Source organism: Parapedobacter sp. 2B3, from assembly GCF_041925275.1.
GTDB classification, from domain to species: domain Bacteria; phylum Bacteroidota; class Bacteroidia; order Sphingobacteriales; family Sphingobacteriaceae; genus Parapedobacter; species Parapedobacter pyrenivorans_A.
Genome location: NZ_JBHEUZ010000001.1, coordinates 248,698 through 274,037, shown reverse-complemented (window position 1 = coordinate 274,037; position 25,340 = coordinate 248,698). Strand labels below are relative to the sequence as shown.

The following is a 25,340-nucleotide window of genomic DNA, read 5'->3' as shown; positions in this document are numbered from 1 at the left end:
TTAGAAGATACAAAAACAAAGATACATAATCAATAATGTGTAGCTATCACGAGCAGGAGCGCGCGTCCATGGGGCAGCGCATAGCGTTGGACTTGGAATTAGTTAAGGGATTCCGTTTTTTTGATCCGCATATCCACATGGTTTCACGGACTACCGACGATTACCAGGCCATGGCCGATGCCGGAATCGTCGGGTTGATCGAGCCGGCATTCTGGGTGGGCCAGCCCCGCACGGGCATCGATACGTTCCGCGACTATTACAGCAGCCTGATCGGTTGGGAGCGGTTCCGGTCGTCCCAATTTGGCATCCGCCATTTCTGCACCATCGGTTTGAATTCGCGGGAGGCCAATAACGAGGCCTTGGCCGAAGAGGTGATGGAGCTATTGCCCTTTTACATCTATAAGGAAGGGGTGGTCGGTGTCGGCGAAATCGGGTTTGATGACCAGACGGCTGCCGAAGAAAAGTATTACCGCCTGCAACTGGAACTGGCCAAAGAGGCCGGGCTACCCGTACAGGTGCACACGCCGCATCGCGATAAAACCCGCGGTACGTCCCGGAGCATGGACATTGCCCTTGAGCATGGCCTAGACCCCCAGATGGTCATCATCGACCACAATACGGAGGAAACCGTAAAGGAGGTGCTCGACAAGGGTTTCTGGGCGGCATTTACCATCTATCCATTTACCAAAATGGGCAATGAACGGATGGTGCAGCTCGTCAAGGAATACGGGCCGGAGCGTATCATGGTCAACTCTGCGGCCGATTGGGGGATCAGCGATCCGCTGGCGGTGCCCAAAACGGCAGCGCTGATGGTGAAAAACGGAATATCCCGGGAAGCGATCGAGCAGGTGTGCTACAAAAACGCGATAGCTGCATTCGCGCAAAGCGGCCAGTTGGACGAAGCGATGTTTTCTGGAAAAATACAGATCGACCAGGCGCAGAAGTTCGAGGGCAATTCGGTGTTGCGGGGCGGGCAGCAGCCCCGGCGAGATGCGGGATCGATCATTATATCCTAGCTACGGATGGGAAGGCTGAAATCGTACCTGCAATTGATGCGGCCGGCAAATATCGTGACGGCAGTTTCGGATGTACTGGCTGGTGTCGCCATTGCCCTGTTGTTTGTACCCGGGGGGGCTACGCTAAACTGGCCGGTGTTGGTGGCATTGATGATAGCCACCATAGGACTGTACGGCGGAGGTGTAGTTTTCAACGATGTGTTTGATGCGGACCTCGATGCCCGGGAACGGCCGGAGCGACCCATTCCCAGTGGTAGGGTTTCGAAACACAGGGCCACCATGCTAGGGACCGTCTTGTTTTTTATGGGTTTGGTGGCTGCGGGCACCGTGGGGGCGGTGCCTGCCGCGATTGCGCTTTCTATTGTGGCGATGTGTTTGCTCTATGATAAATGGGCCAAGCACCATCGCATTGGAGGCCCGTTGGCCATGGGGCTATGCCGGGGCCTTAACTTGGCGCTCGGTATCAGTTATTCGTTAGTGGCATTGCAGGCGCTTTGGTTTTTGGCATTCGTGCCCGTTATTTATATTGCTGCGGTGACAACCATCAGCCGGGGAGAAGTCCACGGCGGACAACGGATGCCTTTATATTTGTCTGGCATATTATATGGCGTTGTTGCGGCGTGTATCGTTGCCTTCGGCAGGCATTATCAAGGTAGTCTATTCGCCGTTGCGATGGTTTTGCCGTTTATCGTGTTTATATTCCCGCCGTTGGCCAAAGCCATCCGGACGCTTGAGGCAAGCGACATCCGTAAATCCGTTAAGCATGGTGTAATCGGGCTGATTTTTATGAATGCCGCTTGGACAGCGGCGGCGGGTATGTGGACACTGACGTTCGCAACGTTGTTGTTGTTCCCCATATCCATTTGGTTGGCAAAGTTGTTTGCCGTTACGTAAGTTGTTTATGAACGCTATTATTAAACAGAAATTTTCGGTTTCTTACCACTACGATATCCATTTTACGTCGGGGCTGTTCGCACCCGAGAACCGTTTATTAAGCGATTTTTTCACAGAGCGCTTAGCGGGGGCGGTGCCCAAGCTGCTCGTGGTGATAGACGAAGGCGTTGTAAGCTGCCATCCGGCGCTCATCGAGCGGATACGCGATTATCTGGAGCACGAATCCGCGGTGCAGCTGGTCGGCGAAATCTTACGGGTCCCGGGTGGCGAGGCCATCAAGAACCACCGAGAAAGTGTAGATCGTGTCATTGAGTCGGTAGACCGCCACGGCATCGATCGCCATTCATATATCATGGCCATTGGTGGCGGTGCCGTGCTCGACGCCGTGGGGTATGCCGCGGCGGTTGCTCACCGGGGCATTCGCCACCTGCGTGTACCAACGACCGTTCTTTCCCAAAACGACTCAGGCATGGGCGTGAAGAATGGGGTCAATTATCGCGGTAAGAAGAACTTCGTTGGTACTTTCTGCCCGCCCGTAGCCGTCTTCAACGACAACCTGTTCCTGTTAACACTGAATGATCGTGCGTGGATATCGGGCATATCCGAAGCAGTCAAAGTGGCATTAATCAAAGACTCGGCTTTCTTTGACTGGATTGAAGCCCATGCCGGCAGCCTGCGCCGTCGCGATAGCGAAGCGATGGATTACCTTATTTTCCGGTGCGCCGAGCTTCACCTCCAGCACATTGCCGGAGCGGACCCTTTTGAGTTCGGTTCTTCCAGGCCGTTGGATTTCGGGCATTGGAGTGCCCATAAATTGGAGCAGCTCTCCGATTTCGAGGTGTTGCATGGTGAGGCGGTAGCCATCGGTATTGCTTTGGATACTGTATACTCAGCAATCGTGGATATGCTGCCGCCCCACGATGCGCAGCGGGTGCTGACCGTATTGCAGGAACTTGGGTTGCCCATTTTCCATCCGCTGCTGGAAGGCGAGGGGACGGCGCATCCGCTGCTGTCCGGCTTGGAGGAATTCCGGGAACATCTAGGCGGGCGGTTGACCATTATGCTGCTTCAAGCGATTGGACAGGGCGTTGAAGTGCACGAGTTGGATACAACGCAGGTACTGCGGTCCGCCGCAGCACTACAAGAGGGTGTTAACTTAGTAAGCTGATATGGTTACAGACTACGGGCATCTTACTTATTGTACAAATATCTATGGCGGCGAAAAATGGGAAGACCATTTCAAACTGCTCAAAGAACATTTCCCGAAGGTGAAGCACGCGGTTTCACCGGACAGCCCCATGGGACTAGGCCTGCGCCTTTCCGATTTGGCGAGCAAAGCGCTGTTGGACGACCGCAAGCTCACGGAGCTTACCGATTGGCTAGCCAGTGAAGACGGTTATGTATTCACCATGAATGGGTTTCCGTTCGGCAACTTCCATGATGACGTTGTGAAAGCACACGTGCACGCACCGGACTGGACAACGCCCGAGCGGCTGCAATATACTACGCGCTTATTCGATATCCTTGCCCAGTTGCTGCCCGAAGGTATGGACGGAGGTGTATCCACCTCCCCATTGGCCTACCGGCATTGGTATAATCGTACCGACGGCGAGTGGCAGGCGATGCGCGAACGAGCCACCCAACAGGTCGCTGAAGTGGCGTTGCACCTGGTGCGGTTACACCACGAACAGGGTAAGGTTTTGCATCTGGATATCGAGCCTGAGCCTGACGGTGTGTTGGAAACAGGTGATGAATTTATCGATTGGTATACGGGCGAACTGGTTCCGGCAGGTGTGAAAGTGCTGACCGACGCGCTGGGCATAACTGCTACCGAAGCGGAAGAAGCGATTAAGCGCCACATTCGGCTCTGCTACGACGTTTGTCATTTTGCCTTGGGCTATGAAGACCATCGGTACGTGGTCGATGCGCTGGAAAAAAACGGTATACAGATCGGTAAGTTCCAGATCAGTGCGGCTTTGAAAGCGGCGATGCCTTCGGATAAGGCAGCCCGGCAAATCATCGGCGAGGCATTCATGGGGTTCGATGAATCCATTTACCTGCATCAGGTCATTGCGAAGGAAACGGACGGACAAATCCGTCGGTTCAGGGATCTGCCCGATGCCCAGGTTGCATTATTTGACGAACACACCACGGAGTGGCGATCGCATTTCCACATCCCCATATTCCTGGAAGACCTGGGGATACTGCAATCCACACAGTCGGATATCGCCAATGTGCTAGGTCTCCACAAGGGCCAGCCACTCACCGCCCATCTCGAAGTGGAGACCTATACGTGGGGTGTTTTGCCCGAACGGTTACAGTTGCCGATAGCCGATTCCGTCTCGCGCGAACTCCAGTGGGTGGTAGCTCAATTAGGTAAATAAGGTGTGATGGGACGAATGAAAAAAACCGTTGTCATTGATATCGTAGGACTGTCTACCGCCGTGATTGGCGATCATACGCCTTTCTTAGCTGAATATATAAAGAATGCCCACGTAAGCCGGATAAAGCCTCATCTGCCGGCCGTTACCACATCTGTGCAGACTACTTACCTTACGGGCTTGTGGCCTTCGCAGCATGGCATTGTGGGTAATGGTTGGTACGACCGGACGGATAGCGAGGTGAAGTTCTGGAAACAATCCAATAAGCTGGTACAGGGCGAAAGTGTGTGGGAGATGGCCAAGCGCATGGACCCGACGTTTACGTGTGCCCAACTGTTCTGGTGGTATAATATGTATTGCGGGGCCGATTACTCCGTTACTCCGCGGCCCAACTACCTGGCCGATGGCCGGAAGATGCCCGACTGTTATTCCCATCCGGCTGCGCTGCGCGATGAACTACAGCAAAAATTCGGGCAGTTCCCCTTGTTTAGCTTCTGGGGCCCGGGCGCGAATATTGCATCTTCCGAATGGATTGCCAACGCCGCGATGTATGTGGAAGATAGCTATAGCCCCACGCTGAGTCTGGTCTATCTGCCGCACCTCGATTATTGCCAGCAGAAGTTTGGCCCGGATACGAACAAGATCGGGAAAGAGTTGCGTGAAATCGACATATTGGTAGAAAGGTTGGTCGGCTTTTATGAAGGTAAAGGGGCAAATGTGCTGTTGCTTTCGGAATACGGCATTGTGCCCGTTTCGCGACTGGTGCACATCAATCGCTTGCTCCGCAAGGCAGGACTGCTGGCCGTACGTATAGAAAGGGGGTTGGAACTGCTTGATGCGGGCGCGTCCCAAGCGTTTGCAGTAGCGGACCACCAAGTAGCCCACATCTACACCGCGAACGAGGTCGTGAAACAACAGGTGATGGAGCTGCTGGCGAATGAGGAGGGGATTGCCCACCTGCTAGACGAGGAAGGCAAAAAACAACACCACATTGACCATGAGCGGGCAGGCGATATCGTAGCGGTTGCCGAGGCCGACAGTTGGTTTACCTACTATTTCTGGTTGGACGACCGCATGGCTCCGGATTATGCACGTGTCGTGGATATCCACAAGAAGCCCGGCTACGATCCGGTGGAAATGTTTATGTCGTCCAAGCTACGTGCCGGCTACAAGCTACTCCGCAAAAAGTTGGGCTTCCGGTATGTGATGGATGTGATACCGTTGGACGCCACGTTGGTGAAGGGCTCGCATGGTGCGGTGGATATTCCAACGGAGTACTATCCGGTGCTGATTAGTAAAAATAAGCCGCTGGGTGAGGAGTTGGAGCCCACGGCCATTAAGGACTTGGTGCTAGCGAGTCTTATCGGGTAAGCATATTTTTTGCCCGTCACACATGGGAGCCCCGCAAGGTTTTAGGTGAAACCCCAAATTTTTTCTTGAATAGCCGGGAAAAATAAAACGGTGAATCGAATCCGGTATGATAGCCGATTTCGGCAATCGTTAGGTGGGTGGTTTTCAGCAGCTCTTCGGCCTTGCTGAGGCGGAGGTTGAGGTGGTATTGATTGGGGGATTCGCCTGTAATACGCTTAAAGGACTTCCTGAATTTTGAGTAGCTGATAGGGAATTCGGAAACCAGCTCTTCCATCAGGATGGGGTTTGCTAGTTCACTCTGTAACTTCAGAATCGCTTTGGATACCCATACGGATGCGGGGTCGTTATCCGTCTTTTCGGTTAGCTTGATCCGGTTGATCAGTCCCAAAATTTGCAAGGTTATCCCGGCCACAACTTGCTGATACCCGATTTGCGCCTGCGAAACCACACTCAGTAGCTGGGTAAACGCCGAAATCAGGTCTTTGCTTAGCCCCGTTTTGACAAAGGGGGCCTTCGGGCTGAACAGGCGGTTCATGACATGCTGCGGATAGTCACCATTAAAGCCAACCCAATATTCTTCCCACCCAAAATCGGGGTCGGGTTTATACCGATGCCAAATGCCGGGGAATAGCAGGAAGCACGTACCCGAATCGATAATCTGCGGTGGGGTTTCGGCCGATTCGAACACACCGCGTCCACCAGTAATAAAGACTATATAATATCCATCAAGGATACGCCCTTTATTCCAGGAAAATACATGGTCTGAAGGATGCCGGCTTACCTCTGGGTACCGGGTGTGTTTATCTATTTTGGTATAACCAACGGTATTTACATAAAACCCTATATCCCTATCTATATTTCTTATATGTAGGTATTTGTGATAATTTTCCATGTGTGTTTTCCATGCGGTGGGTCAAACATACCTAAAGTAAAAGGTATTTGCAATTGCTTGCCGTATGCAAAAGCCAATTTGTTAGAAATGTCAAAAAGTGCAAAGAATGGTCGGAATAGGTCATGTTATCTAACGGCGAGAAGGCGATATTTGTCTTGTACATTCACCAATTGTAATCGTGTTATGAGTCCAGACTTAAGTGAAGAAAAAATCAATTTTTATCGTGAAAACGGTTATGTCATTATCGAAGACTTTCTTAGTGCCGATGAATTGGAGCATTGGAGAAACGTGGTGGCCCGGGCCGTCGGGGAACGCAATGGCCTGAAAATGCCCGGAAAGGAAGTCCGGATTGGAGATGACGACGGTATCAACGAAGATGCCGCATATTTCAACAACGTGTTTGATCAGCTATTGAATTTGTGGCAAACCAATGCGGAAATGGAGCGGCTTATGGTAGACGAGCGGATCGGCAAAATGGCAGCGGATCTGGCAGGGGTAGACGGTATCCGTATCTGGCATGACCAAGCGTTGATCAAACGCCCCTGGGCCAATCCAACCTCCTGGCATCTCGATACGCCGTTCTGGTCGTTTTCCGACCGACGTGCACTCTCCATTTGGGTTGCGCTGGACGATGCGACGTTGGAAAACGGCTGTTTGTTCTTCATTCCCGGATCGCATAAAACGACCACGTTCGAAAATGCCGGTATCGGAAAAAACATGGGTGGTATCTTTGAGGTTTATCCCGAATTTAAGCAGGCCAAATCGCACGCGGCCGTTATGAAAGCAGGTAGCTGTTCCTTCCACAACGGGTTGACCATCCATGGCGCCCATGCCAATATGACGCCCGGATTCCGGCGGGCGATGACCTGTGCGTACATGCCGGATGGAAATCGGTACAACGGCACGCCCAATATCCTGCCAGACGAATACGTGGCAACCCTCAGTGTAGGGGATTTATTAGATAATGACAAACAGAATCCGCTTATTTACAAACGGTGATGCAAATCGATTTCTACTGTCCGCGATGGGGTTCCGAACATGTCGGATGGCCGCAATTTGCAGCGCAGGTAAAGCAGGCAGGCTTCGTAGGTGTCGAGGTTTTCCCCTTGGGCGACAAGCCCAATAACACGGATATGGTGGAGGTACTCAGTGATGCCGGCCTATCGTATATCCTACTCCATGCCGAGCTTCAGGAAGGGAACGATTTCAATCGGTATAAGCAGGCGTTGGAGCGCAACCTCTACGCGCTGTTGGACTACCAGAACCGGTACGCCAAACCACAGTTCATTGTTTCCCAAACGGGGCGCGAATATTACAGCCGTGCCCAGATGGCGGAATGCTTCGCCATATGCGACCGCATTAGCCGGGAGTCATCCGTGCGCATTATTCAGGAGACCCACCGCAACAAATGGTCGTTCGCGGCACATGTGGTTAAAGATTACCTGGAACGGTTTCCGGATTTGGAGCTAGCCCTCGATTTTTCCCACTGGGTCTGCGTTTCGGAAAGCTATTTGGAAGACCAGGACGATGCGATTGATCTGGCCATCAAGCACGGCAGGCACCTGCATGCCCGCGTGGGCTTTCCCGAGGGACCACAAGTTACCGACCCACGGGCTTCCGAAAACGAAATCGCATTAGTGCATCACCTGGCATGGTGGGATCGATGGATAGCGCACTTGAAGGAAGCAGGTGCTGAACGCGCCACCATTACGCCAGAATTCGGCCCGTATCCCTATATGCATTATTCACCGTTCACAACAAATCCTCTTGCCAGTCAGTGGGAAATCAACTGTTGGATGATGTGGTTGCTTAAAACAAGATATGCATCGTAGTTTCAGGATAGGACAGGATGCATTTTCTAAATAAAAAACGTACCCTTGCCAAATATCAGTTATAGCAGGTTTCCTAACGTTAGCTAATGGCATTGCAGAGGTTAAATAACGAAACGGAAGTGTTGGCACACATTGCAAAAGGAGACGAAATGGCTTTTGCAACGTTGTTTCGTGCTTACCACAACCAACTCAGCGAATTTGTGCAATTACTTACCCGTGACCGAGATTCTACTGCCGAGATTGTACAAGAAGTATTTGCCAAAGTGTGGATCAACCGTGAATCCCTTCCTATGGTCAATAACTTTGACGCTTACCTGTTTATCCTGTGTCGTAACCATACCTTGAATCACATTCGGAAGTGGGTTGTCGAACGAGAAAGACAAGAAGCGTACCTGCGAGAGGTTGAGTGGGTGGAACCGTGGGAGAAGGAGGAGATATCTTATGATCCTCATGAATTGGTTGAACGTGCCGTACGCCAATTGCCTCCGCAACAACAGCGGGTATTTAGCCTTCGTCAACAGGGTTACAGAAACCCGGAAATTTCGCGGCAAATGAACCTTTCCATTGATTCTGTTAAAAAATACCAACACCTTGCCCTGAAATTCATCAGCGAATTCGTAAAGGCAGAAGTCGTGATTTCGGCTATTTTGGCGGTGTGCTGGTATTGAAAAACTAATTTTCAAAAAAGTTTCTTGTTATACATCCACTTTTTGGCATTCTTGTGTCTTTATGCTAGAGGACCAATTTATTTGCTTTCAGAAGATGGAGAATTCACGGTTTGCCGTTTTAATAACCCGGGTGATGGATCGCACCATTACCGATGCGGAGCATAGCGAATTGTTGGGATACCTGGCTGATTTGCAAAACAAAGGCCAGGCAGAGCAGCTCATTGCAGACGCTTGGGAGCAATTTAAACCGAAACATACAGCCTTTTCCGAACAGGAAAGCAGACTATTGCTGCGACGTATTTTGGATCAACGACCTACAGTTGATCTACCAAAGGCAGTGAGTAAGCGTCGGTTTACCGCACTGTACCCAACTTTACTGGCGGCGGCGAGTATCATACTAATCGCGATAATTATTCCCTATTTTACTGGCGGAGATAAAGCTACGGCTGGACTGACCCTTGAACAAGCTGTTAGCCAATATGGTATTGAACCGGGCACCGATAAGGCAGTCATAAAATTGGGCGACGGAAGGACCATTGTATTGGATGGAACCGGGGCAGGCGTGCTTGCCGAAGAAGGCGGTATGCATATCAAGGAGCTTGCCGATGGAGAAATCCGTTATGAGCCCACCGTTGCGGCATCAGAAGCACCAGTGACATACAATACCATCACGATCCCCAAGGGAGGGCATTATCGACTGGTCTTACCAGACGGTACCAAGGTACATCTCAATTCCCAAACAACGTTGAAATATCCTACCCAGTTCGCGGGCCGCGAGCGTATGGTCGAATTGGAAGGGGAGGCTTTTTTCGAAGTACAACATTTAAGCACTCCAAAGCCGTTCATTGTTAAGACGCTAACCCAGGAAGTTGAAGTGTTAGGAACGTCGTTCAATATCGATGCATATGGCATCCGTGAGACGAAGACGACCTTGGTTGAAGGTAGCCTGAGGGTCGTTGCCAACGGTGCTACGGTATTACTGCACCCCGGAGAGCAGGTCATAAATCGGGAAGCTTCCCCATTACAGGTGGAGGCCGCCAATATGGATCAGGAGCTTGCTTGGCATCATGGGTATTTCTTGTTCAATGATGAAGGGATTGAAAGCATCATGGAGCGGGTGGCACGTTGGTATGATGTGGAAGTGGAATACCACGGTAACATGGCAGACAAACGGTTTGGAGGAACCTTTCAACGTTCGAAAAGCATTACCCAGTTGTTAACGAGTTTCAGGACGACGGGTCTGGTAGATTTTAAAATAACAGAAAGGAGGATTATTGTGATGGAAAAATAACTTTTACCCCACAATTATCCCAAAAAAATAACCGGGGCGTTGGCCCGCACCCGGCTATCATCCGCCACAGCGGAAAAAATGGGGTAATTCAATAAATTGATGTGTAAACCAATTACAAATTTATAACCCGAATTCAAATGTATAAAACTTTAACTGCAAACCATTGCGGAAAGCCAATCATTCGTTCATTTCCCTATTTGATGGTTATGAAAATATGCTTGTTGTTAACGATCGCTTTTGTCCAGGTGGCCGTCGCCGGCCACGGGCAGACCGTTAGTCTCCATGTGAAGAATACGCCCATAACACAGGTGCTTTATGAATTATCCCGGCAAAGTGGGTACGATTTTATCTACGATGCTAAAGTGCTTCGAAAAGTACCCCGTGTTACGTTACGGGTAACCGAAGTGCCTTTCCAACAAGTGTTGGAACAATGTTTTGCCGACCAGTCCTTGGAGCTTGTTTTTAGCGAAGATAAGACAGTTGTAATCAAGCAACGACCGATGATGGTACGTGAGACGGTTGTGATACAGGAATTGTATACCGGCACGGTGCGCGACTCAACGGGGAATCCGATAGAAGGGGTGTCGGTGCGGGTGCATGGGACATCCCGTGGCGCGGCCACGGATGCCAACGGACAGTTCCGCGTACAAGCGTCGGCCGGAGAACTATTGACGTTCAGTGCAGTCGGCTATCTGCCGGAAGAACTTACACTCGATGGTGCGCTTACGGTGAGCGTCGTGTTACAGGCGGAATTATCTAATTTAGATGAGGTGATCGTTGTAGGCTATGGTACCACGAAACGGAAAGACTTCACTGGTTCGGTCGGATCTTTGAATTTGGAAAGCTCACCCATCGCCCTGACATCGAATCTCAACGTGCTCGAAGCGCTCAAAGGCAGCGTGAGTGGACTGAACATCGGTGCAACAAACTCAGCGGGTGGGGAGCCGTCCATGCAAGTCCGGGGGCAGAATTCCATCGACGGAAACAATGCCCCGCTGATCGTGTTGGATGGTGTGATTTTCATGGGTAGCATAAGTGACATCAACCCGAACGATATTGCGACAATCGATGTGCTGAAAGATGCAACTTCGACAGCGGCGTACGGTTCGAAATCTGCCAACGGGGTAATCGCTGTAACCACCAAGAAAGGACGTAGCGGCAAGCCGATAATCAGCTTCAACTCGTCCGTTGGTTTCCAGAATTGGCAGAACCAACCGGTGATGTTACGTGGTGAAGACTGGCTGGAAATGGTCAATGCACGTAACCAGTATACCCCCGGTTCAACCAACTGGTTGAAAAGTGGAGAATTAGCCAATTTAGATGCAGGCCGTGAAACGGTGTGGTTGGATGAAGTAACCCGAACGGGTGCCATGCAGAATTATCAAGCTGCGGTTTCAGGTGCTACGGAAAATGTCAATTACTATTTGTCCACGTCATTCGATGACAACAAAAGTGTCATCGTGGGTGATCAGTTCAATCGGATTTCCATATTGGCGAAACTCAATACCAAGATAACAAAATGGTTGGAAGTGGGCATCGATGCCGGTTTTTCCAAGCGGGATTACTCGGGGGTGTCGGCTAACGTTGGGGCTGCCCAGACCATGTCGCCCTATGGGGTGATGTATCGCGACGACCAGGGTAACCTCGAGAAATATCCGTATACCCAATCATCTGTTAACCCGCTATGGGGTGTGGATGACAATACGCGAGACAATGAGGACTTACTGGATAGCTACCGGCTGAATACATATGCGGTGGTGAAGTTGCCCTGGGTGGAAGGATTGAGCTACCGGGTCAATTACCTGCTTAATCAGGACCATGTTTATTACGGGAACTTTTACTACGAAGACAATTACGTGCAGGAAGGCGAGTCTCCTGATCGGTATTTGCCGTCCACCATCCAGGGTTTCCTGACCAATGCCAATGGAAGTATCGACCGAAGGGAAACGTTCAGCTATGTATTTGACAATATCGTGAACTATACCAATACGTTCGGAGACCATGCATTGGATGTGACCTTGGTTGCGACGCGGGATTTTCTGAAATACGGGCGGGAAGTGTCGTCCGGTAATGATTTCGCGGCCAATGGCAATACGATACTCGGTGTCCAAGGATTGCATAAGGCGACCGTTCAGCGGGTTAATCTGGAGGGCAATGAACGCACGAACATCGGATATCTTGGCCGCGTAAACTATGCATTCGCCGATAAATATTACTTCACGGGATCCTATCGCCGGGATGGTGCCTCGGTATTCGGTGCGAACAACAAATGGGCTGATTTCTGGGCAGCAGGCGTTGCCTGGCGGATCACGAACGAGCCATTTATGACGTCACCCGGTGTGCTGGACGATATGAAACTTAAATTCTCTTGGGGGCAGAACGGAAATCAAGGGGTCGGTCCATACGGTACACTTTCCGTGGTCAATAATGCGGCGAGCGGCGGTGTTCGTTATGAATTTTCCGATTCACCCGGCGAGGTCTATTATGGCTTGTACCAGAACACGCTCGGCAATAGATCACTAGGCTGGGAAAAAACGTCGTCCTGGAATGCCGGATTTGAGTCGGCTTGGTTGGGTAACCGGATTTTTGCCGATCTAGATTTTTATTTTGCCAAAACCACAGACCAGATTTTTACCCGTAACATCCCGGTTATGACCGGCTTTAAAACCATGCTAACTTCCATGGGGCAGGTAAACAACACCGGTATTGAAGCTACGGTACGTACAATAAATGTGCAAAAGCCAAACCTCACATGGAGCACAACCGTAACCTTCTGGAAAAACAATAATAAGTTGGTTTCCCTGTATGGTGAAGACCTTGACGGGGATGGGGTAGAGGATGACGATATTGCCAATAGCCTGTTTATCGGAGAATCGATAGGTGCCATCTACGGCTACGAACAAATCGGCATCGTGCAGGAAGATGATACCGAATACATCGAACTGACCGGCGCCGCGCCCGGTGCACCCAAGTATCGGGATCTGGACGGCGAGCCGGGCATCACGGCTGCCGACCGGAAAATCCTGGGGGATGAAATGGAAAATTTCCGGTTGAATTTCAGTAGCAACCTGACCTATAAAAACTTTGATTTTTATGTCATGGTTACCGGCGTATTCGGCGGCAATAATAAGTATTTGCGGACCAACCCATCGGCTTACATGACCAGTGGCACCGGCAGGTTTAATGATAACCTGCATGACATTCCGTACTGGACTCCTGAAAATCCAAGCAACGTTTATCCTTCGGCTACGTTTGCGGGAGATGGGCGTTTCCTTGGCCTGCAAAGCCGGGGCTTCGTGCGGGTCCAGGATGTGACCCTGTCTTACACGTTTGACCAGCCATGGGTGTCTGCCGCACATATCGGTTCGTTGCGGGTGTTTGCCACGGCGAAAAACCTGGGTACGTTTACCAACTGGTTTGGAGGCGACCCGGAAACAGGGGCACGGATTAGGGACAACGTCATGCCCGTGGTTTCAACCTATTCGCTGGGTGTAAACTTGAGTTTTTAACCATTATCAGATGAGAGAAATGAAAAGGATCTATCAATATAGCTTCGGCTTGGTATTCACCCTATTATTAGGGACGGTGGGTTGTGAGTCGGACAAGGATTTCTTAACGGAGGTTCCGCCGACGTTTTATACCGTCGACAATGCGTTCAGCACCTCGGCACAGATCGATCAGGCCTTGGTGGCCGTTTATTCGCAGCTTCGCGACCTGTGGGCGAACCCGAGTGAGGAAGGCTGGATTTTCGTGTTGCGCGGCAATGGTACAGATATGTACGACGTGCCGAGCATCCGGCGGGGGAACTCGTTCAATAATTACGGCAATATCAATCCGGACAATGGTACTTTTTATAATGTTTACAGTACGTGGTACCAGATCATTGCCAAGGCGAACCTAGCTATCTATTCCGCAGATTTGGAGCAGATTTCGTGGTCCAGCACCGAAGAAAAGGCATATGCGCTGGCCCAAGCACGTTTCTTCAGGGCATTTGCTTACCTGAACCTGGGCGAGCTGTTCGGTGGTGTACCGATCGTTACCGATATCACCACGGAACCGAAATACGACTTTGTACGGACGTCGCGGGTGGAAACCTACCAGTTTGCAATCGACGAGTTGACGGCTATTGAAAACGACCTGCCACCCACAACCGGAGCTGGCGGACGTCTGGTCCGTGGTGCATCCCAGCACATGCTGGCAAGGGCGTACCTGGCACAAGGAATACAGTTGGCGGCCGATGGGGACGCCGGCGCTGCCCAATCAGCATTTAACCAATCGGTAGCCAATGCGGACAAGGTGATCAACGGGGGGACATTTTCCCTGATGACACAGCGTTTCGGCTCGCGGCAAAATGAGGAACAGGGCAATGTATACTGGGACCTGTTCCAGGAAGAAAACGTCAATTACCAGGATGGGAATACCGAGTGTATCTGGGCAATCCAGATCGACTACGCGGCTTACCGTGCAGAAGACGGCAAATCGAAACTGCCATACTCCCGCACCTATGGACCTGTATTCCGCGATGGTGCACCAGCCCATCTAACGGGCACATTGGAAGATGTCGGCGGTAGGGGGATTGCCCAGATGATTCCGACGATGTACACGCGCGACAATATTTATGCAGAAAAATGGGGCGACGATCTGCGGAACTCCGACATCGTTTTCCGAAGGACATTTTTAGGCAATGTTCCATCCTCGCCCTATTATGGCCAACCAGTACCTTGGGAGGTAATGTACAATGGGAGCAGCGATGCGAATACCAATAAGGCGAATCAGAGTCTGTGCTATCCTGTGTCGTGTAAAATCGCGACCGATAGGTATACCGGATTAGACCAAGGGGAAAACATGAGCAATTTGTTCCGCGACGACTACTTCATCCGCCTATCGGAAACGATCCTGTTGCGGGCGGAGGCCAAGCAACGTTTGGGCAATAAAGCCGGGGCGGCCGCAGACATCAACCTGTTGCGTGAACGGGCACAATGTGGCTATATGGTTACCGCGGGCGACGTGGATGATCAATTTAACTTGATTTTGGATGAACGCGCGCGTGAACTGGTTTATGAAGAGAGTCGCTGGAATACGTTGCTGCGGATGGGTGGTACGATTGCTGTTGACCGTATCCGTACGTATGCATTCTGGCCGGAAGCGCAGGCTACCTTGACATTTGATTACAATTTATGGCCGATTCCAAATACCGTCATAGACACCAATAAGGATGTGCCGTTGGCGCAAAATGACGGATGGCAAAACAGATAGATGCATGGGGTGTGTGATGCGGGATGATTGGGAGTTGCTGGAATCGGGATGGTTGGGCTCCGTTATGCTAGGCAGAAATGAATAATAAGGTAAGAAAGAAACAAGACATGTGGTTGTTGAGGTGCTATAGCTGGCTATGGATAATATTAATGATTGGTGCAGGCCAGCTAGCCATCGCCGACACGGTGAGACCCTCGGGCTTGATGACAAACCTGTTGACAAAGCCCGAAAAGTCGGTTATCACCACACGGGGACCTATGTTTAGTTGGGTGGTGCCTACATCGGAGCCCAATGACTTTCAGACAGGCTACCAACTGTTGGTCGCGTCGTCTCCAAGGTTGCTGGAAGCGGATACCGGTGACATGTGGGACAGTGGAAAGGTAGATGGCCGAAACGCCTTGCACATCCCGTATGCCGGGACATCGCTTCAAGCCCAGACGGCCTATTACTGGAAGGTGCGGACATGGAACAAAAGTGGGGAGGTTTCCGCATACAGCGAAGTCCAGCAATTCAATATCGGCGACGCCGGCCGGAAAAAGCAGTGGCCCGGCGAAAGCCGATGGGTGCAGTTGGGTACCGAGCCGGGGCAAGAAACGTGGACACTTGAAGACCGCCCGCCCATTCAGTATCACCCGACCTACCCCGTGCACGTGGATCGAAGAACGGACGGGGTCTGGTTTATCGCTTTCGAACGTGCCGGATTTGCCAACGTGGCACTTACACTCAATTGGAAGTCGGCCCCGGGCGACCGTACCGACACCACGTTGCGAGTCCGCATCGGCGAAAAAAATGTGGGTGACTCCATCGATGCCGAACCGGGGGGGGGGGTGATTTACCGGGAATATCCATTGGCCATAAAAGCGGGAACGCATACATACCATTTGGATATTCCGCGGTTTGAACCGCATTATCCCCATAGCCAAACCATGCCTGCACATATGATGGAGGTGATTCCCTTTCGCTTCGTAGAGGTAGTCGGCGCCGATCTTAACCTCTCCGTGGTGTCGGCGGAACAGCTGAGCCTGCATGTACCATCTGACGAATATGCGTCATATTTTGTCAGCAGCGATACATTGCTGAACAAAATATATGACTTATGTCGGTACTCGGTTATCGCCAATACTTTTAACGGCGACTATGCAGCGAGCCAACGCGAACGGATGATGTACGAGGCGGACGCCTATATCCATCAGCTAGGGCATTATGCAGTAGATCGCGAGTTTGCAACGGCACGGTATAGTTTGGAAAACATGATTTACCATGCCACGTGGCCGACTGAATGGATATCCCACTCGATTATGATGGTCTGGGCGGATTTCATGCATACGGGTGATACCAGTGTAATCCGGAAAAACTATGAGGTCCTCAAACCAAAATTAATGACCGCGCTGACCATGCCCAATGGACTTATATCAACGACTACCGGGCTGGTTACCGACGAATTTAAAGCGGCGATTTTTTTTAACGGAGAGACGCTGCGCGACATCGTCGATTGGCCACAGCGTTCTGCCGCTCTACCGGAAGGGGGGGAGACAGACAGCTATGTCTTTACAGACTACAACACGGTCGTCAATGCGTTCCACTACCATACGTTGAAGCTGATGGAAAAAATGGCCCGTATCGTAGGAAATGGCCGGGAAGCGGAGCAATTAAGGAAAACACATGCCAGGCTTTTCAAGACATTCCAGCGCCATTTCTTCGATCCTGGCCGGGGGGTCTATATAGACGGTATAGGAACCGACCATGCTTCCCTCCACGCAAACCTATACCCCCTTGTTTTCGGCCTGGTGCCTGAGAAGGAGAAACCGCAAGTATTGGCACATATCAAGACAAAAGGGATGGCTTGCGGCGTTTACAGTGCCAATTACCTATTGGAGGGACTGTTTGACGCGGAAGAAGACGCGTATGCCCTGTCGCTTCTGACGTCAACAAGTGATCGAAGCTGGTATAACATGTTGCGCGTAGGGGCAACAATGACTACTGAAGCTTGGGACACGAAATATAAAAACAACAACGGCTGGAGCCACGCCTGGAGCGCCTCCCCGGTTCATATCCTCCCGCGGAAAGTGATAGGAATCACGCCATCCGCACCGGGTTTCAAGCGGGTGGCGATCAAACCACAACCGGCCGGACTATCATGGGCAAAGGCCAAACTCCCAACCATTCGCGGACCCATTGAAACCAGTTTCGATCAACAACACCGTTATTTCGAAATGATTGTATCTTTACCCGCAAATATGGAAGCCGATGTGTATTTACCCGTCCCGCCGGGGGTGGATCATTTCACAGTGGTGCAGAATGGTGTGGAACGGAAAGAAGGAACGGTGCTAAAGGGAAGCTATGTGCTGCTGAAAGATGTAGGCGCCGGAAGACACGAATTTAAATTGACCTATTGATGCGTAAATTTCCATTGACTCGGATGTGCCTTTTATGGGTATTGATGGCACAGGGTGCCCTCACCGTTTACGGCCAGCATGTTAACGTGCTTAACCTTAAAGTCGACCTGTTGGAGTATCCCATGCTTCAGGTAGTAAATGGCTATCCGGTAGTTGGCTATAGCCGCGAAAGCGGAGAGCAGGTACGAATTGCCAACAAGCAGCCGCTGCTGGGATGGGAGTTGTCAAGCGCCAGCCGTGGAGCTACGCAATCTGCCTACCAGATTGTAATGGCGACCCATGCCGACAGTCTGGCAAAAGGTATCGTGGATGTATGGGATTCGGGCAAGGTCACATCTGACACTTCCACCGGTGTCGTTTACGATGGCCGGCCGCTTGACCCGAATACCGGCTATGCATGGCAGGTGAGGGTGTGGAATGAAGATGGGGTAACGAGCGCGTGGTCACCCATCAGCCAATTCCGTACCGCAGATACCCTGCACGACTACCAGACGGCCTTTTATCCGTTGCAGAAAACCGACGAGGTACCCCAGCGCCTGTCGGCGTCCCAGCACCAAATACGCATCGATTTCGGAAAAGCGTCCTTTGGCCAGCTGCGGCTTACGCTGACATCACCGGCGGGAATGGACACCGTCACGGTAAGGCTTGGCGAGGCTGTCAACGCCGATGGGACGATAAACCGTAAACCTGGCGGGACCATCCGATATGCCGAATATCAGCTTCCGCTGAAGCGGGGGAGGCATACCTACCATGTGCAATTCAGACCAGACCGCCGGAACACCGGTAGGCAAGCCATCCTCATGCCGGCTTATATCGGTGAGGTGATGCCATTCCGCTACGTTGAACTCGATGGGTATGTGCAAGCGGTGGAAGCAAGTGATATCGTCCGATCCACGGCCCATTACCCCTTCGACGACTTCACCTCTCACTTCGAGAGCTCCGATTCGGTGTTGAATGCCGTATGGGAATTATGTAAGTACAGCATCAAGGCAACCTCGTTTGCCGGTATCTATGTAGATGGCGATCGTGAACGCATCCCCTACGAGGCAGACGCTTACATTAATCAACTTAGCCACTACGGGGTGGACAACGAATACTCGATGGCCCGCAGGTCGCATGAATACCTACTGCATAACGCGACTTGGCCTACCGAATGGATTCTGCAATCCGTATTGATGGCCTACAACGATTACCTGTATACCGGCGACATCCGCTCGGTCCGTCACCATTATGACGATTTGAAGGCCAAGTTGCTGCTGCCGCTACGGGAAGCCAATGGCCTGATCAGCACCACGAAAGGCAAGCAGACAAAACAATTGATGAATGCCATCCACTATCGGGGCGATGCCCTTCGCGATATCGTAGACTGGCCGCATACCGGTGGCTTTGGCATGGTGGGCAACGGCGAGACGGATGGGTTTGTGTTTACCGATTTTAATGCGGTGGTGAATGCGTTCCACTATAAAGCGTTGTGCGATATGGCCAAGCTGGCTGCTGCGCTCGGGTTCGAAGAGGACGCGGTGGCCTTTTCGAACAAGGCAGACGAGACCCACCGGTCCTTCCAATCCTTGCTGTGGGATAACCGCTCGGGCAATTACCGCGATGGGGTAGATACCGACCACGCCTCGTTGCATACCAATATGATGGCGCTGGCCTTTGGCCTGGTACCCGCATCGAAATCCGATCGGGTGATGGCCTTCATCCGCTCGCGCGGCATGGCATGCAGCGTATATGGCAGCCAATTCTTGATGGATGCTGTTTACGAGGCCGGTGCCGCTGAGTACGGTTTGTCGCTATTGGCGTCGCAAGACGATCGCAGCTGGTACAATATGATCCGGGCGGGAAGCACGGTGACCATGGAGGCTTGGGATAATAAGTACAAGCCCAACCAAGATTGGAACCATGCATGGGGTGCGGTTCCGGCCAATGTCATTCCACGTAAGCTGATGGGGGTCGAGCCATTGGAACCGGGCTGGGACGTGTTCCGCGTGCGGCCGCAAATCGGTTCATTGGAATGGGCCACGGTTAGCGTGCCAACGGTCAAAGGCGCTGTGGAGGTTTCGTGCCGGCAAGACCATTCAACGTACACGCTGGAGCTCTCCGTGCCCGGGAACACCGTGGCAGCGGTGGAGCTGCCGTATACGGCCAAAAAGCGTGCGCACATGACCATCAATGGCGAAGCGACGGAAGTTAAGCCCGTGGATGGGCTATTGAAGCTGCCCCGGCTCCCCAGTGGTAGCTATCGTATCACGGTCGATTTGCGTTGAAGTATGTCGTTAAACACAGTAGCTTGGCAACGCTAACCATCGGGTAAGCACAGGATGCGCCTTACCGGGATCATCGCTATCTTGCGGTGATTATTTTTATTGTAAGCTAACCTCTGATGAAGCGTCTGTACACTTTTTTAACTGCGTTATTTTCACTGCAATTTATGGTGCCTTGTTTTGCCGATGGCAAAACCGAAATCGTGCGGACCTATGTGTCGCCGGTACGTGTCATATGGCAATCGGGTGCCGTATCCAATATGGAACAACTGCTGGTGCCCGGCAATGGGCAGGCCGACCTGACCAACGCCAGCATCTGTGTGCTCAAAAATACCGGCGATGAGCAATCGAGCATCTTGCTCGATTTCGGTAAGGAATTGCACGGTGGCCTGGAAATCGTCACCGGCATGTGGTCGCCCGGGAATACCCCGCGCAACATCCGCGTACGTTTCGGTGAGTCCGTGAGTGAAGCGATGGCCGACATTGGTGAAAAAGGAGCAACCAATGACCACGCCATCCGCGATTTCAACATGCAGGTGCCTTGGCTGGGTAAAATCCAGGTAGGCGAGAGCGGGTTCCGTTTTGTCCGAATCGATTTACTAGATAACGATGCCGAATTGCATTTGAAAGAGGTGCGGGCAATTTTCACCTACCGCGACATTCCTTACGTGGGTTCGTTTACGAGCAGCGATGAGCGTCTGAACGAAATCTGGAAGACGGGCGCCTATACCGTCCACCTCAATATGCAGGACTACCTGTGGGATGGGATCAAACGCGACCGGCTCGTGTGGGTAGGCGACCTCCATCCTGAAGTGGCTACCGTAAACACTGTGTTTGGCTACAACGAGGTGGTGCCAAAGAGCTTGGATTTGGCCCGCGATGTTACGCCGCTTCCCAATTGGATGAGCGGTATCAGCACCTACTCGATGTGGTGGATCATCCTGCACCACGATTGGTACATGCACCATGGCGATCTGGACTACTTGAAGGAACAACAGCCTTATCTCTCGGGGTTGGTCAAACAGATTGTTTCGAAAGTTGGCCCCGATGGAAAGGAACGGATGGATGGCAACCGGTTTCTCGATTGGCCCTCCAGCGAGGATGCCGATGCCGTGCATGCCGGGTTGCAAGCCATGACCATCTGGTCGCTATCCACAGCGGCGAAACTGAGTGAGGTCATGGGCGACAACGAAACGCATCGCATTGCTGGCGAAGCAGTGAAACGTTTGAAGAAATACACGCCGCCGATGGGGCAGTCCAAGCAAGCTGCTGCACTCATGGCCATCACCGATATGGTAGACCCTGCAACCGCCAATGCCGACGTGCTGGCCGTTGGCGGGGCCAAGAACTTCTCTACGTTCTATGGTTATTATATGCTTCAGGCAATGGCCAAAGCAGGTAACTACCAAGGTGCATTGGATGTAATCCGTAGTTATTGGGGGGGCATGCTTGACCTGGGAGCTACCACCTTTTGGGAGGACTTCAATATGGAATGGTTGCCCAATGCAAGCCGGATCGATGAGCTCGTGCCTGCTGGGAAAAAGGATATCCATGGCGACTACGGTGCGTATTGCTATGTAGGGTTGCGCCATAGCCTATGCCACGGATGGGCGTCGGGCCCTACATCGTGGCTTACGGAGCATGTATTGGGTATCAAAGTGGTGGCCCCGAGGAGCAAGACCGTGCTGGTGGATCCGCACCTGGGCGATTTGGAATATGCCGAAGGAACGTACCCGACCCCCTACGGGCCCATACATGTGAGCCACCGGAAAGATAAAGACGGTAAGGTGGTATCGACGATCGCTGCACCCGAAGAAGTCACCATTATACGGAAGAAGTAATACAACGATAGGCCATCTCCTTCGTTTTGAGGCGGCCTATCGCTTTCAGCAGTGCCCGGCTAGGGAAGTGGAATAGGCTAAAACTCGTAGCCGATGCTGAGTGTATAAGCCCGGTTTCGTTGCTCATATGCCGCTTGGCTTGGAGCGATATCGCTGATTCCTTGCTGATAGCCCACGCTAATCAAATAGCCCGATTTTAGTTTATAACCCATGTTGAGGGTCCAACCGATATCCACGGGTTGTTGTGTTTCACGTTCGCCAAACGAGAAATCTTGCGTTGCCGAACCGGTGTAGTCGTTGGGTACATTGTTGCTCCCAAACAAACCTACTCCAACGTAACCCCCGGCTTTTACGAAGAAGTTACTCGAGTCTCTCAACGGTAGTTTCCCGATAATATTGACGGGAAACTGAAGCCAATAGGTGTGTTGGATGACATCACGGCTACCAAATTCGGATTGGGTTAACTTGGCTCCTAATCCAACGACGGACGCACCCGCCTCCAACCCCGCGTATGGGGTTGGAGACCATGAAACCCAGCTGGATAGTTGCCCGTTGTACGTGCTGGATGCCGATCGGCTTACACCACTGCTAATGTTGCTAAGCACGTAGACCGGATGGGTGGCACCCACGGCAACGCCGTAATTTATTTTCCGGTCTTGCGGATGTGCCGCGCGAACCAACGTAAACATGATGCAGCAAACGGCCAATGCTCTTTTTATCGTATCGCTCATGGGACTACCAAGGATTAGGGATAAACCGCCACATGTCGTAAAATGGTGAGGTGCCACTGCGGCCTGTCACGACATAGGCGGCACCATCATGCACAAAGGAAACAGCTTGGTGGCGAAAGGACCCCGGAAATACCTGGTGTTCTTCCCAGTAATCGCCCGATACCATATACCGCCAGGTAGTGCCTGTTGCCGAACCACCGTTGCTGGTTAGTCCGCCGGATATGTAAGGATACCCATTCAACACGAATACCGAGGGGCTAAGTCTGGTCAGGTTGTAGGTATAGTCATCATCACGCCCCGATAGCGGTTCTTTTTCAACCCATGAGGTTCCATCAAACGAGTAGAATGTAGATACATTTTGGTTGTTACTCGTACCGCCTCCTAGGTACGCCAGGTCATTCAGCACAAAGGCAAATGCAAAAGACCGTTTGTTTGGCGTGCTGGCTACCTTTGTCCATTGGCCACCGTCCGTACCGGGCGTGTAGGAGTATAGGTCGTTATAATCTTGCCCATCCATGTCTTTTCCCGTACCCACGTAACCAATGCCATTGAGAGTGAAAGCAACTGCACCATACCGGGCCGCTCCTTCAAAGTCGGCAACGCGCGACCATGCATCGCTATCGGGGTCATACTGATAGAAATCCTGGAACATCACGGTCGAATTTGTCCCCAACCCCACGTATCCTTTCCCATCCATCACGAAAGACACCGCATTGTTGCGCGCGCCACCGGGGAAATCCGCTACGCGTGTCCAATTTTGCTGTGCCGGATTAAAACGCCAAGTATCTACGAATCGGTTGGAGTTTGTCCCATATCCCGTAGTGAGGTAGGTGTAGCCACCAATTTCAAAACTGGCAGCCCCACTTCTCGGAAGGCCCTCGAAATCCGCTCCTTTTGTCCATTCGTCCGGATCATCCGAGTCATCGGAGGAACAGGCCGCGCCGGTAACCAGTACAATAGCGAGTAATAATAATTTGATTAACCAATTCATATTCATTTATTCTAGATTTTTACGTACATAATGTGCAATTTAATAGCGGGCTTTTCTGCTGTTGCGGCAATGTTCAGGCGGTTTACCGTAGCCATCAACCCATCCAGCGGTAGCGAAAGTAACAGGCTCTCCGTTTGGTCGGCGGAGGTAAGCCGCAGTTTGCTGACGTAGTCCGTCATATCAAATACATACCGCCCATTTTCCGCGCCACCGGCGCCACCGGGCGACTGATAGTAGGCGGCTTGCGTTTGCCCATTGTATTGCAACACAGAAGTAGGGGTGCCGTATCGGTTCGCCGTCATCAATATCAATGCGCTCGGGGGGATGAAAAGATGGTCCGAAGACTGGTCTGTTTCGATGATCAGTTGGGCTTTGCTTATCGCTATCAGACCGTCATTCAAGAAGAGTTTCGATGTGGGGAATGTTAGTCGGGTTACTATGCCACTGGCCCCTTGTATGAACGTCCTATTGCCGGTCAACGACGAAGGGATGTTATCATGTTGATACGACAACTCGGCGAGTGGCGTACCCGTGCGGTCTGTTGCGATGCGATTGAATTGATAGGCGTCAGCCCCGATTGGAAAGGTGATTTTTCCATTTTCTTTCATACCGTGGCTTTGGGACTCATACGAATAATGGATGTTGAGCAACACGGAATCACGGAAGCCAATGACGGCACCGGTCTCATCGGCGGGAACCAAGGCAAGGCCCTTCAAGAAATCCACAAACTCCTCCTGCACGGTGAGCCGCGTGTCATTGTTTGTCGCCATGTCGAATAGGGTACGCCCAAACGTATCATCCAATCTGATCGTTACGCTATCGCCGGCCGTATTTGGATGGGGTATAAACCGTATGGAACCAAGCGGTCGGGCTGCATAGTCGAAATGGCGATCGGCCAATAGCGTGGTCCCCCCACTAGCAAAAACGGGATATTCGTCGTCTTCCAATGCAATTGGAAATTCGTAGGGCTCTATCGTTTCTGAAACCCGGTGTAAACTCAACGTGATTGCCTGGGTGGTATCGCCGTATGAATATCCGTTGTAGAAAAGGCTGAACGATAGCGAATCGTAGGAAATGCCCTCCGGCAAACTACTCAGCGATAATTGCTCATTCGATAGCCTGAAATAAGACCGGGATGCGATTTTTCCAAGATCTTGGTCGTTTATGCTACCAACTAGCAGAACATGCTGCCCCGTGGTTGGCAAGGGGTCCAACAGGAATGTACTCGCTTCTATGGCCAGCGTGTCTACCACGTTAACTTTCATCCCATCGTCTAAATTGTCAAAACCGATTCCATCGCCTTGCTTGCAACTTATCAATAACAACAAGGGTATTGTAACGAACAGTAAACTATGGTAATGATGAAGTATCCTTATGCCAATTTTCATGGTTGTATTAATTTCACTGCTGCAAAACTGCTCATATTGAGTGTTAACCAAGGTTACAAATTGTTAAATCTTGTTAAAGCGGATGGGAGGGCCTATTCAAGTTGGCGCTGTTTGATTTAGTTCATTTC

18 protein-coding genes are annotated in these 25,340 nt (G+C 51.5%); 14 read left to right on the top strand and 4 right to left on the bottom strand.

Translation table 11 applies throughout. The features are described 5' to 3' along the window. Positions 1-35: 35 nt before the first annotated feature. The 5 genes from ACEVG1_RS01035 to ACEVG1_RS01015 are packed head-to-tail and all read left to right on the top strand — an operon-like array spanning position 36 to position 5,662. Positions 36-1,016 carry a TatD family hydrolase gene (locus ACEVG1_RS01035; protein WP_374741675.1) on the top strand — a complete coding sequence of 327 codons (981 nt, stop codon included), beginning with the start codon at positions 36-38 and terminating at the stop codon, positions 1,014-1,016. Positions 1,017-1,022: 6 nt separating this feature from the next. Further along, on the top strand, positions 1,023-1,910 hold the full coding sequence (eboC, locus tag ACEVG1_RS01030; protein ID WP_374741673.1) for a UbiA-like protein EboC: 888 nt from the start codon (positions 1,023-1,025) through the stop codon (positions 1,908-1,910). A gap of 7 nt (positions 1,911-1,917) precedes the next feature. Then, on the top strand, positions 1,918-3,078 hold the full coding sequence (locus ACEVG1_RS01025) for a 3-dehydroquinate synthase (RefSeq protein ID WP_374741672.1): 1,161 nt from the start codon (positions 1,918-1,920) through the stop codon (positions 3,076-3,078). A gap of 1 nt (position 3,079) precedes the next feature. Beyond that, positions 3,080-4,294, top strand: coding sequence for a metabolite traffic protein EboE (eboE, locus tag ACEVG1_RS01020; RefSeq protein ID WP_374741670.1), 1,215 nt, complete (start codon positions 3,080-3,082; stop codon positions 4,292-4,294). 15 nt (positions 4,295-4,309) lie between these two features. After that, positions 4,310-5,662 (top strand): alkaline phosphatase family protein, encoded by a 1,353-nt coding sequence (locus ACEVG1_RS01015; RefSeq protein ID WP_374741669.1) that lies wholly within the window; start codon positions 4,310-4,312, stop codon positions 5,660-5,662. Between the two features lie 16 nt (positions 5,663-5,678). Here the strand turns inward: ACEVG1_RS01015 and ACEVG1_RS01010 are convergent, their stop codons facing one another. Next, the gene (locus ACEVG1_RS01010; protein ID WP_374741668.1) at positions 5,679-6,554 is read right to left on the bottom strand and encodes an AraC family transcriptional regulator; all 876 of its coding nucleotides are present in this window, start codon (positions 6,552-6,554) and stop codon (positions 5,679-5,681) included. A gap of 183 nt (positions 6,555-6,737) precedes the next feature. Between ACEVG1_RS01010 and ACEVG1_RS01005 the strand changes: the two genes are divergently transcribed. From ACEVG1_RS01005 to ACEVG1_RS00965, 9 genes are all read left to right on the top strand, one after another. Then, complete coding sequence (locus ACEVG1_RS01005) at positions 6,738-7,553, top strand: phytanoyl-CoA dioxygenase family protein (RefSeq protein ID WP_374741667.1); 816 nt, start codon at positions 6,738-6,740, stop codon at positions 7,551-7,553. Further along, on the top strand, positions 7,553-8,386 hold the full coding sequence (locus ACEVG1_RS01000; RefSeq protein ID WP_374741666.1) for a sugar phosphate isomerase/epimerase: 834 nt from the start codon (positions 7,553-7,555) through the stop codon (positions 8,384-8,386). The genes ACEVG1_RS01005 and ACEVG1_RS01000 overlap by 1 nt, the downstream gene beginning before the upstream one ends. Before the next feature lie 86 nt (positions 8,387-8,472). Next, entirely contained in the window at positions 8,473-9,054 is a 582-nt protein-coding gene (locus ACEVG1_RS00995) for a sigma-70 family RNA polymerase sigma factor (protein ID WP_374741665.1), read from the top strand. Positions 9,055-9,187: 133 nt separating this feature from the next. Beyond that, positions 9,188-10,345 carry a FecR family protein gene (locus tag ACEVG1_RS00990; RefSeq protein WP_374741664.1) on the top strand — a complete coding sequence of 386 codons (1,158 nt, stop codon included), beginning with the start codon at positions 9,188-9,190 and terminating at the stop codon, positions 10,343-10,345. A 206-nt stretch (positions 10,346-10,551) separates the two neighbouring features. After that, the gene (locus ACEVG1_RS00985) at positions 10,552-13,854 is read left to right on the top strand and encodes a SusC/RagA family TonB-linked outer membrane protein (RefSeq protein WP_374741663.1); all 3,303 of its coding nucleotides are present in this window, start codon (positions 10,552-10,554) and stop codon (positions 13,852-13,854) included. A gap of 19 nt (positions 13,855-13,873) precedes the next feature. Beyond that, on the top strand, positions 13,874-15,601 hold the full coding sequence (locus tag ACEVG1_RS00980; RefSeq protein WP_374741662.1) for a RagB/SusD family nutrient uptake outer membrane protein: 1,728 nt from the start codon (positions 13,874-13,876) through the stop codon (positions 15,599-15,601). A gap of 149 nt (positions 15,602-15,750) precedes the next feature. Further along, the gene (locus tag ACEVG1_RS00975; RefSeq protein WP_374741661.1) at positions 15,751-17,997 is read left to right on the top strand and encodes an alpha-L-rhamnosidase C-terminal domain-containing protein; all 2,247 of its coding nucleotides are present in this window, start codon (positions 15,751-15,753) and stop codon (positions 17,995-17,997) included. Continuing rightward, complete coding sequence (locus ACEVG1_RS00970; RefSeq protein WP_374741660.1) at positions 17,997-20,264, top strand: family 78 glycoside hydrolase catalytic domain; 2,268 nt, start codon at positions 17,997-17,999, stop codon at positions 20,262-20,264. Before ACEVG1_RS00975 ends, ACEVG1_RS00970 begins: the two co-directional genes overlap by 1 nt. Positions 20,265-20,380: 116 nt before the next feature. After that, positions 20,381-22,102, top strand: a complete 1,722-nt coding sequence (locus tag ACEVG1_RS00965) for an alpha-L-rhamnosidase C-terminal domain-containing protein (protein ID WP_374741659.1) — start codon at positions 20,381-20,383, stop codon at positions 22,100-22,102. Between the two features lie 77 nt (positions 22,103-22,179). Here the strand turns inward: ACEVG1_RS00965 and ACEVG1_RS00960 are convergent, their stop codons facing one another. Genes ACEVG1_RS00960 through ACEVG1_RS00950 form a run of 3 tightly spaced genes read right to left on the bottom strand, consistent with a single transcriptional unit; the run spans position 22,180 to position 25,089 of the window. Next, positions 22,180-22,833: an outer membrane beta-barrel protein gene (locus tag ACEVG1_RS00960; RefSeq protein WP_374741658.1), complete on the bottom strand. Its 654-nt coding sequence runs from the start codon at positions 22,831-22,833 to the stop codon at positions 22,180-22,182. A gap of 4 nt (positions 22,834-22,837) precedes the next feature. Then, a complete protein-coding gene (locus tag ACEVG1_RS00955; RefSeq protein WP_374741657.1) occupies positions 22,838-23,824 on the bottom strand; it encodes a Kelch repeat-containing protein in 987 nt (328 codons plus the stop codon). Between the two features lie 11 nt (positions 23,825-23,835). Continuing rightward, positions 23,836-25,089: a DUF4270 family protein gene (locus ACEVG1_RS00950; protein ID WP_374741656.1), complete on the bottom strand. Its 1,254-nt coding sequence runs from the start codon at positions 25,087-25,089 to the stop codon at positions 23,836-23,838. Between the last annotated feature and the right edge of the window lie 251 nt (positions 25,090-25,340).

What these genes read in the sequence shown, in the direction of transcription:
- ACEVG1_RS00965 (WP_374741659.1), top strand. Translation starts at nt 20,381, where the DNA reads ATGAAGCGTCTGTACACTTTTTTAACTGCGTTATTTTCACTGCAATTT.
- ACEVG1_RS01000 (WP_374741666.1), top strand. Translation starts at nt 7,553, where the DNA reads ATGCAAATCGATTTCTACTGTCCGCGATGGGGTTCCGAACATGTCGGA.
- eboE (WP_374741670.1), top strand. Translation starts at nt 3,080, where the DNA reads ATGGTTACAGACTACGGGCATCTTACTTATTGTACAAATATCTATGGC.
- ACEVG1_RS01015 (WP_374741669.1), top strand. Translation starts at nt 4,310, where the DNA reads ATGAAAAAAACCGTTGTCATTGATATCGTAGGACTGTCTACCGCCGTG.
- ACEVG1_RS01005 (WP_374741667.1), top strand. Translation starts at nt 6,738, where the DNA reads ATGAGTCCAGACTTAAGTGAAGAAAAAATCAATTTTTATCGTGAAAAC.
- ACEVG1_RS01010 (WP_374741668.1), bottom strand. Translation starts at nt 6,554, where the DNA reads ATGGAAAATTATCACAAATACCTACATATAAGAAATATAGATAGGGAT.
- ACEVG1_RS01035 (WP_374741675.1), top strand. Translation starts at nt 36, where the DNA reads ATGTGTAGCTATCACGAGCAGGAGCGCGCGTCCATGGGGCAGCGCATA.
- ACEVG1_RS00970 (WP_374741660.1), top strand. Translation starts at nt 17,997, where the DNA reads ATGCGTAAATTTCCATTGACTCGGATGTGCCTTTTATGGGTATTGATG.
- ACEVG1_RS00985 (WP_374741663.1), top strand. Translation starts at nt 10,552, where the DNA reads ATGAAAATATGCTTGTTGTTAACGATCGCTTTTGTCCAGGTGGCCGTC.
- ACEVG1_RS00995 (WP_374741665.1), top strand. Translation starts at nt 8,473, where the DNA reads ATGGCATTGCAGAGGTTAAATAACGAAACGGAAGTGTTGGCACACATT.
- ACEVG1_RS00980 (WP_374741662.1), top strand. Translation starts at nt 13,874, where the DNA reads ATGAAAAGGATCTATCAATATAGCTTCGGCTTGGTATTCACCCTATTA.
- ACEVG1_RS00975 (WP_374741661.1), top strand. Translation starts at nt 15,751, where the DNA reads ATGATTGGTGCAGGCCAGCTAGCCATCGCCGACACGGTGAGACCCTCG.
- ACEVG1_RS00950 (WP_374741656.1), bottom strand. Translation starts at nt 25,089, where the DNA reads ATGAAAGTTAACGTGGTAGACACGCTGGCCATAGAAGCGAGTACATTC.
- ACEVG1_RS01025 (WP_374741672.1), top strand. Translation starts at nt 1,918, where the DNA reads ATGAACGCTATTATTAAACAGAAATTTTCGGTTTCTTACCACTACGAT.
- ACEVG1_RS00955 (WP_374741657.1), bottom strand. Translation starts at nt 23,824, where the DNA reads ATGAATTGGTTAATCAAATTATTATTACTCGCTATTGTACTGGTTACC.
- eboC (WP_374741673.1), top strand. Translation starts at nt 1,023, where the DNA reads ATGGGAAGGCTGAAATCGTACCTGCAATTGATGCGGCCGGCAAATATC.
- ACEVG1_RS00960 (WP_374741658.1), bottom strand. Translation starts at nt 22,833, where the DNA reads ATGAGCGATACGATAAAAAGAGCATTGGCCGTTTGCTGCATCATGTTT.
- ACEVG1_RS00990 (WP_374741664.1), top strand. Translation starts at nt 9,188, where the DNA reads ATGGATCGCACCATTACCGATGCGGAGCATAGCGAATTGTTGGGATAC.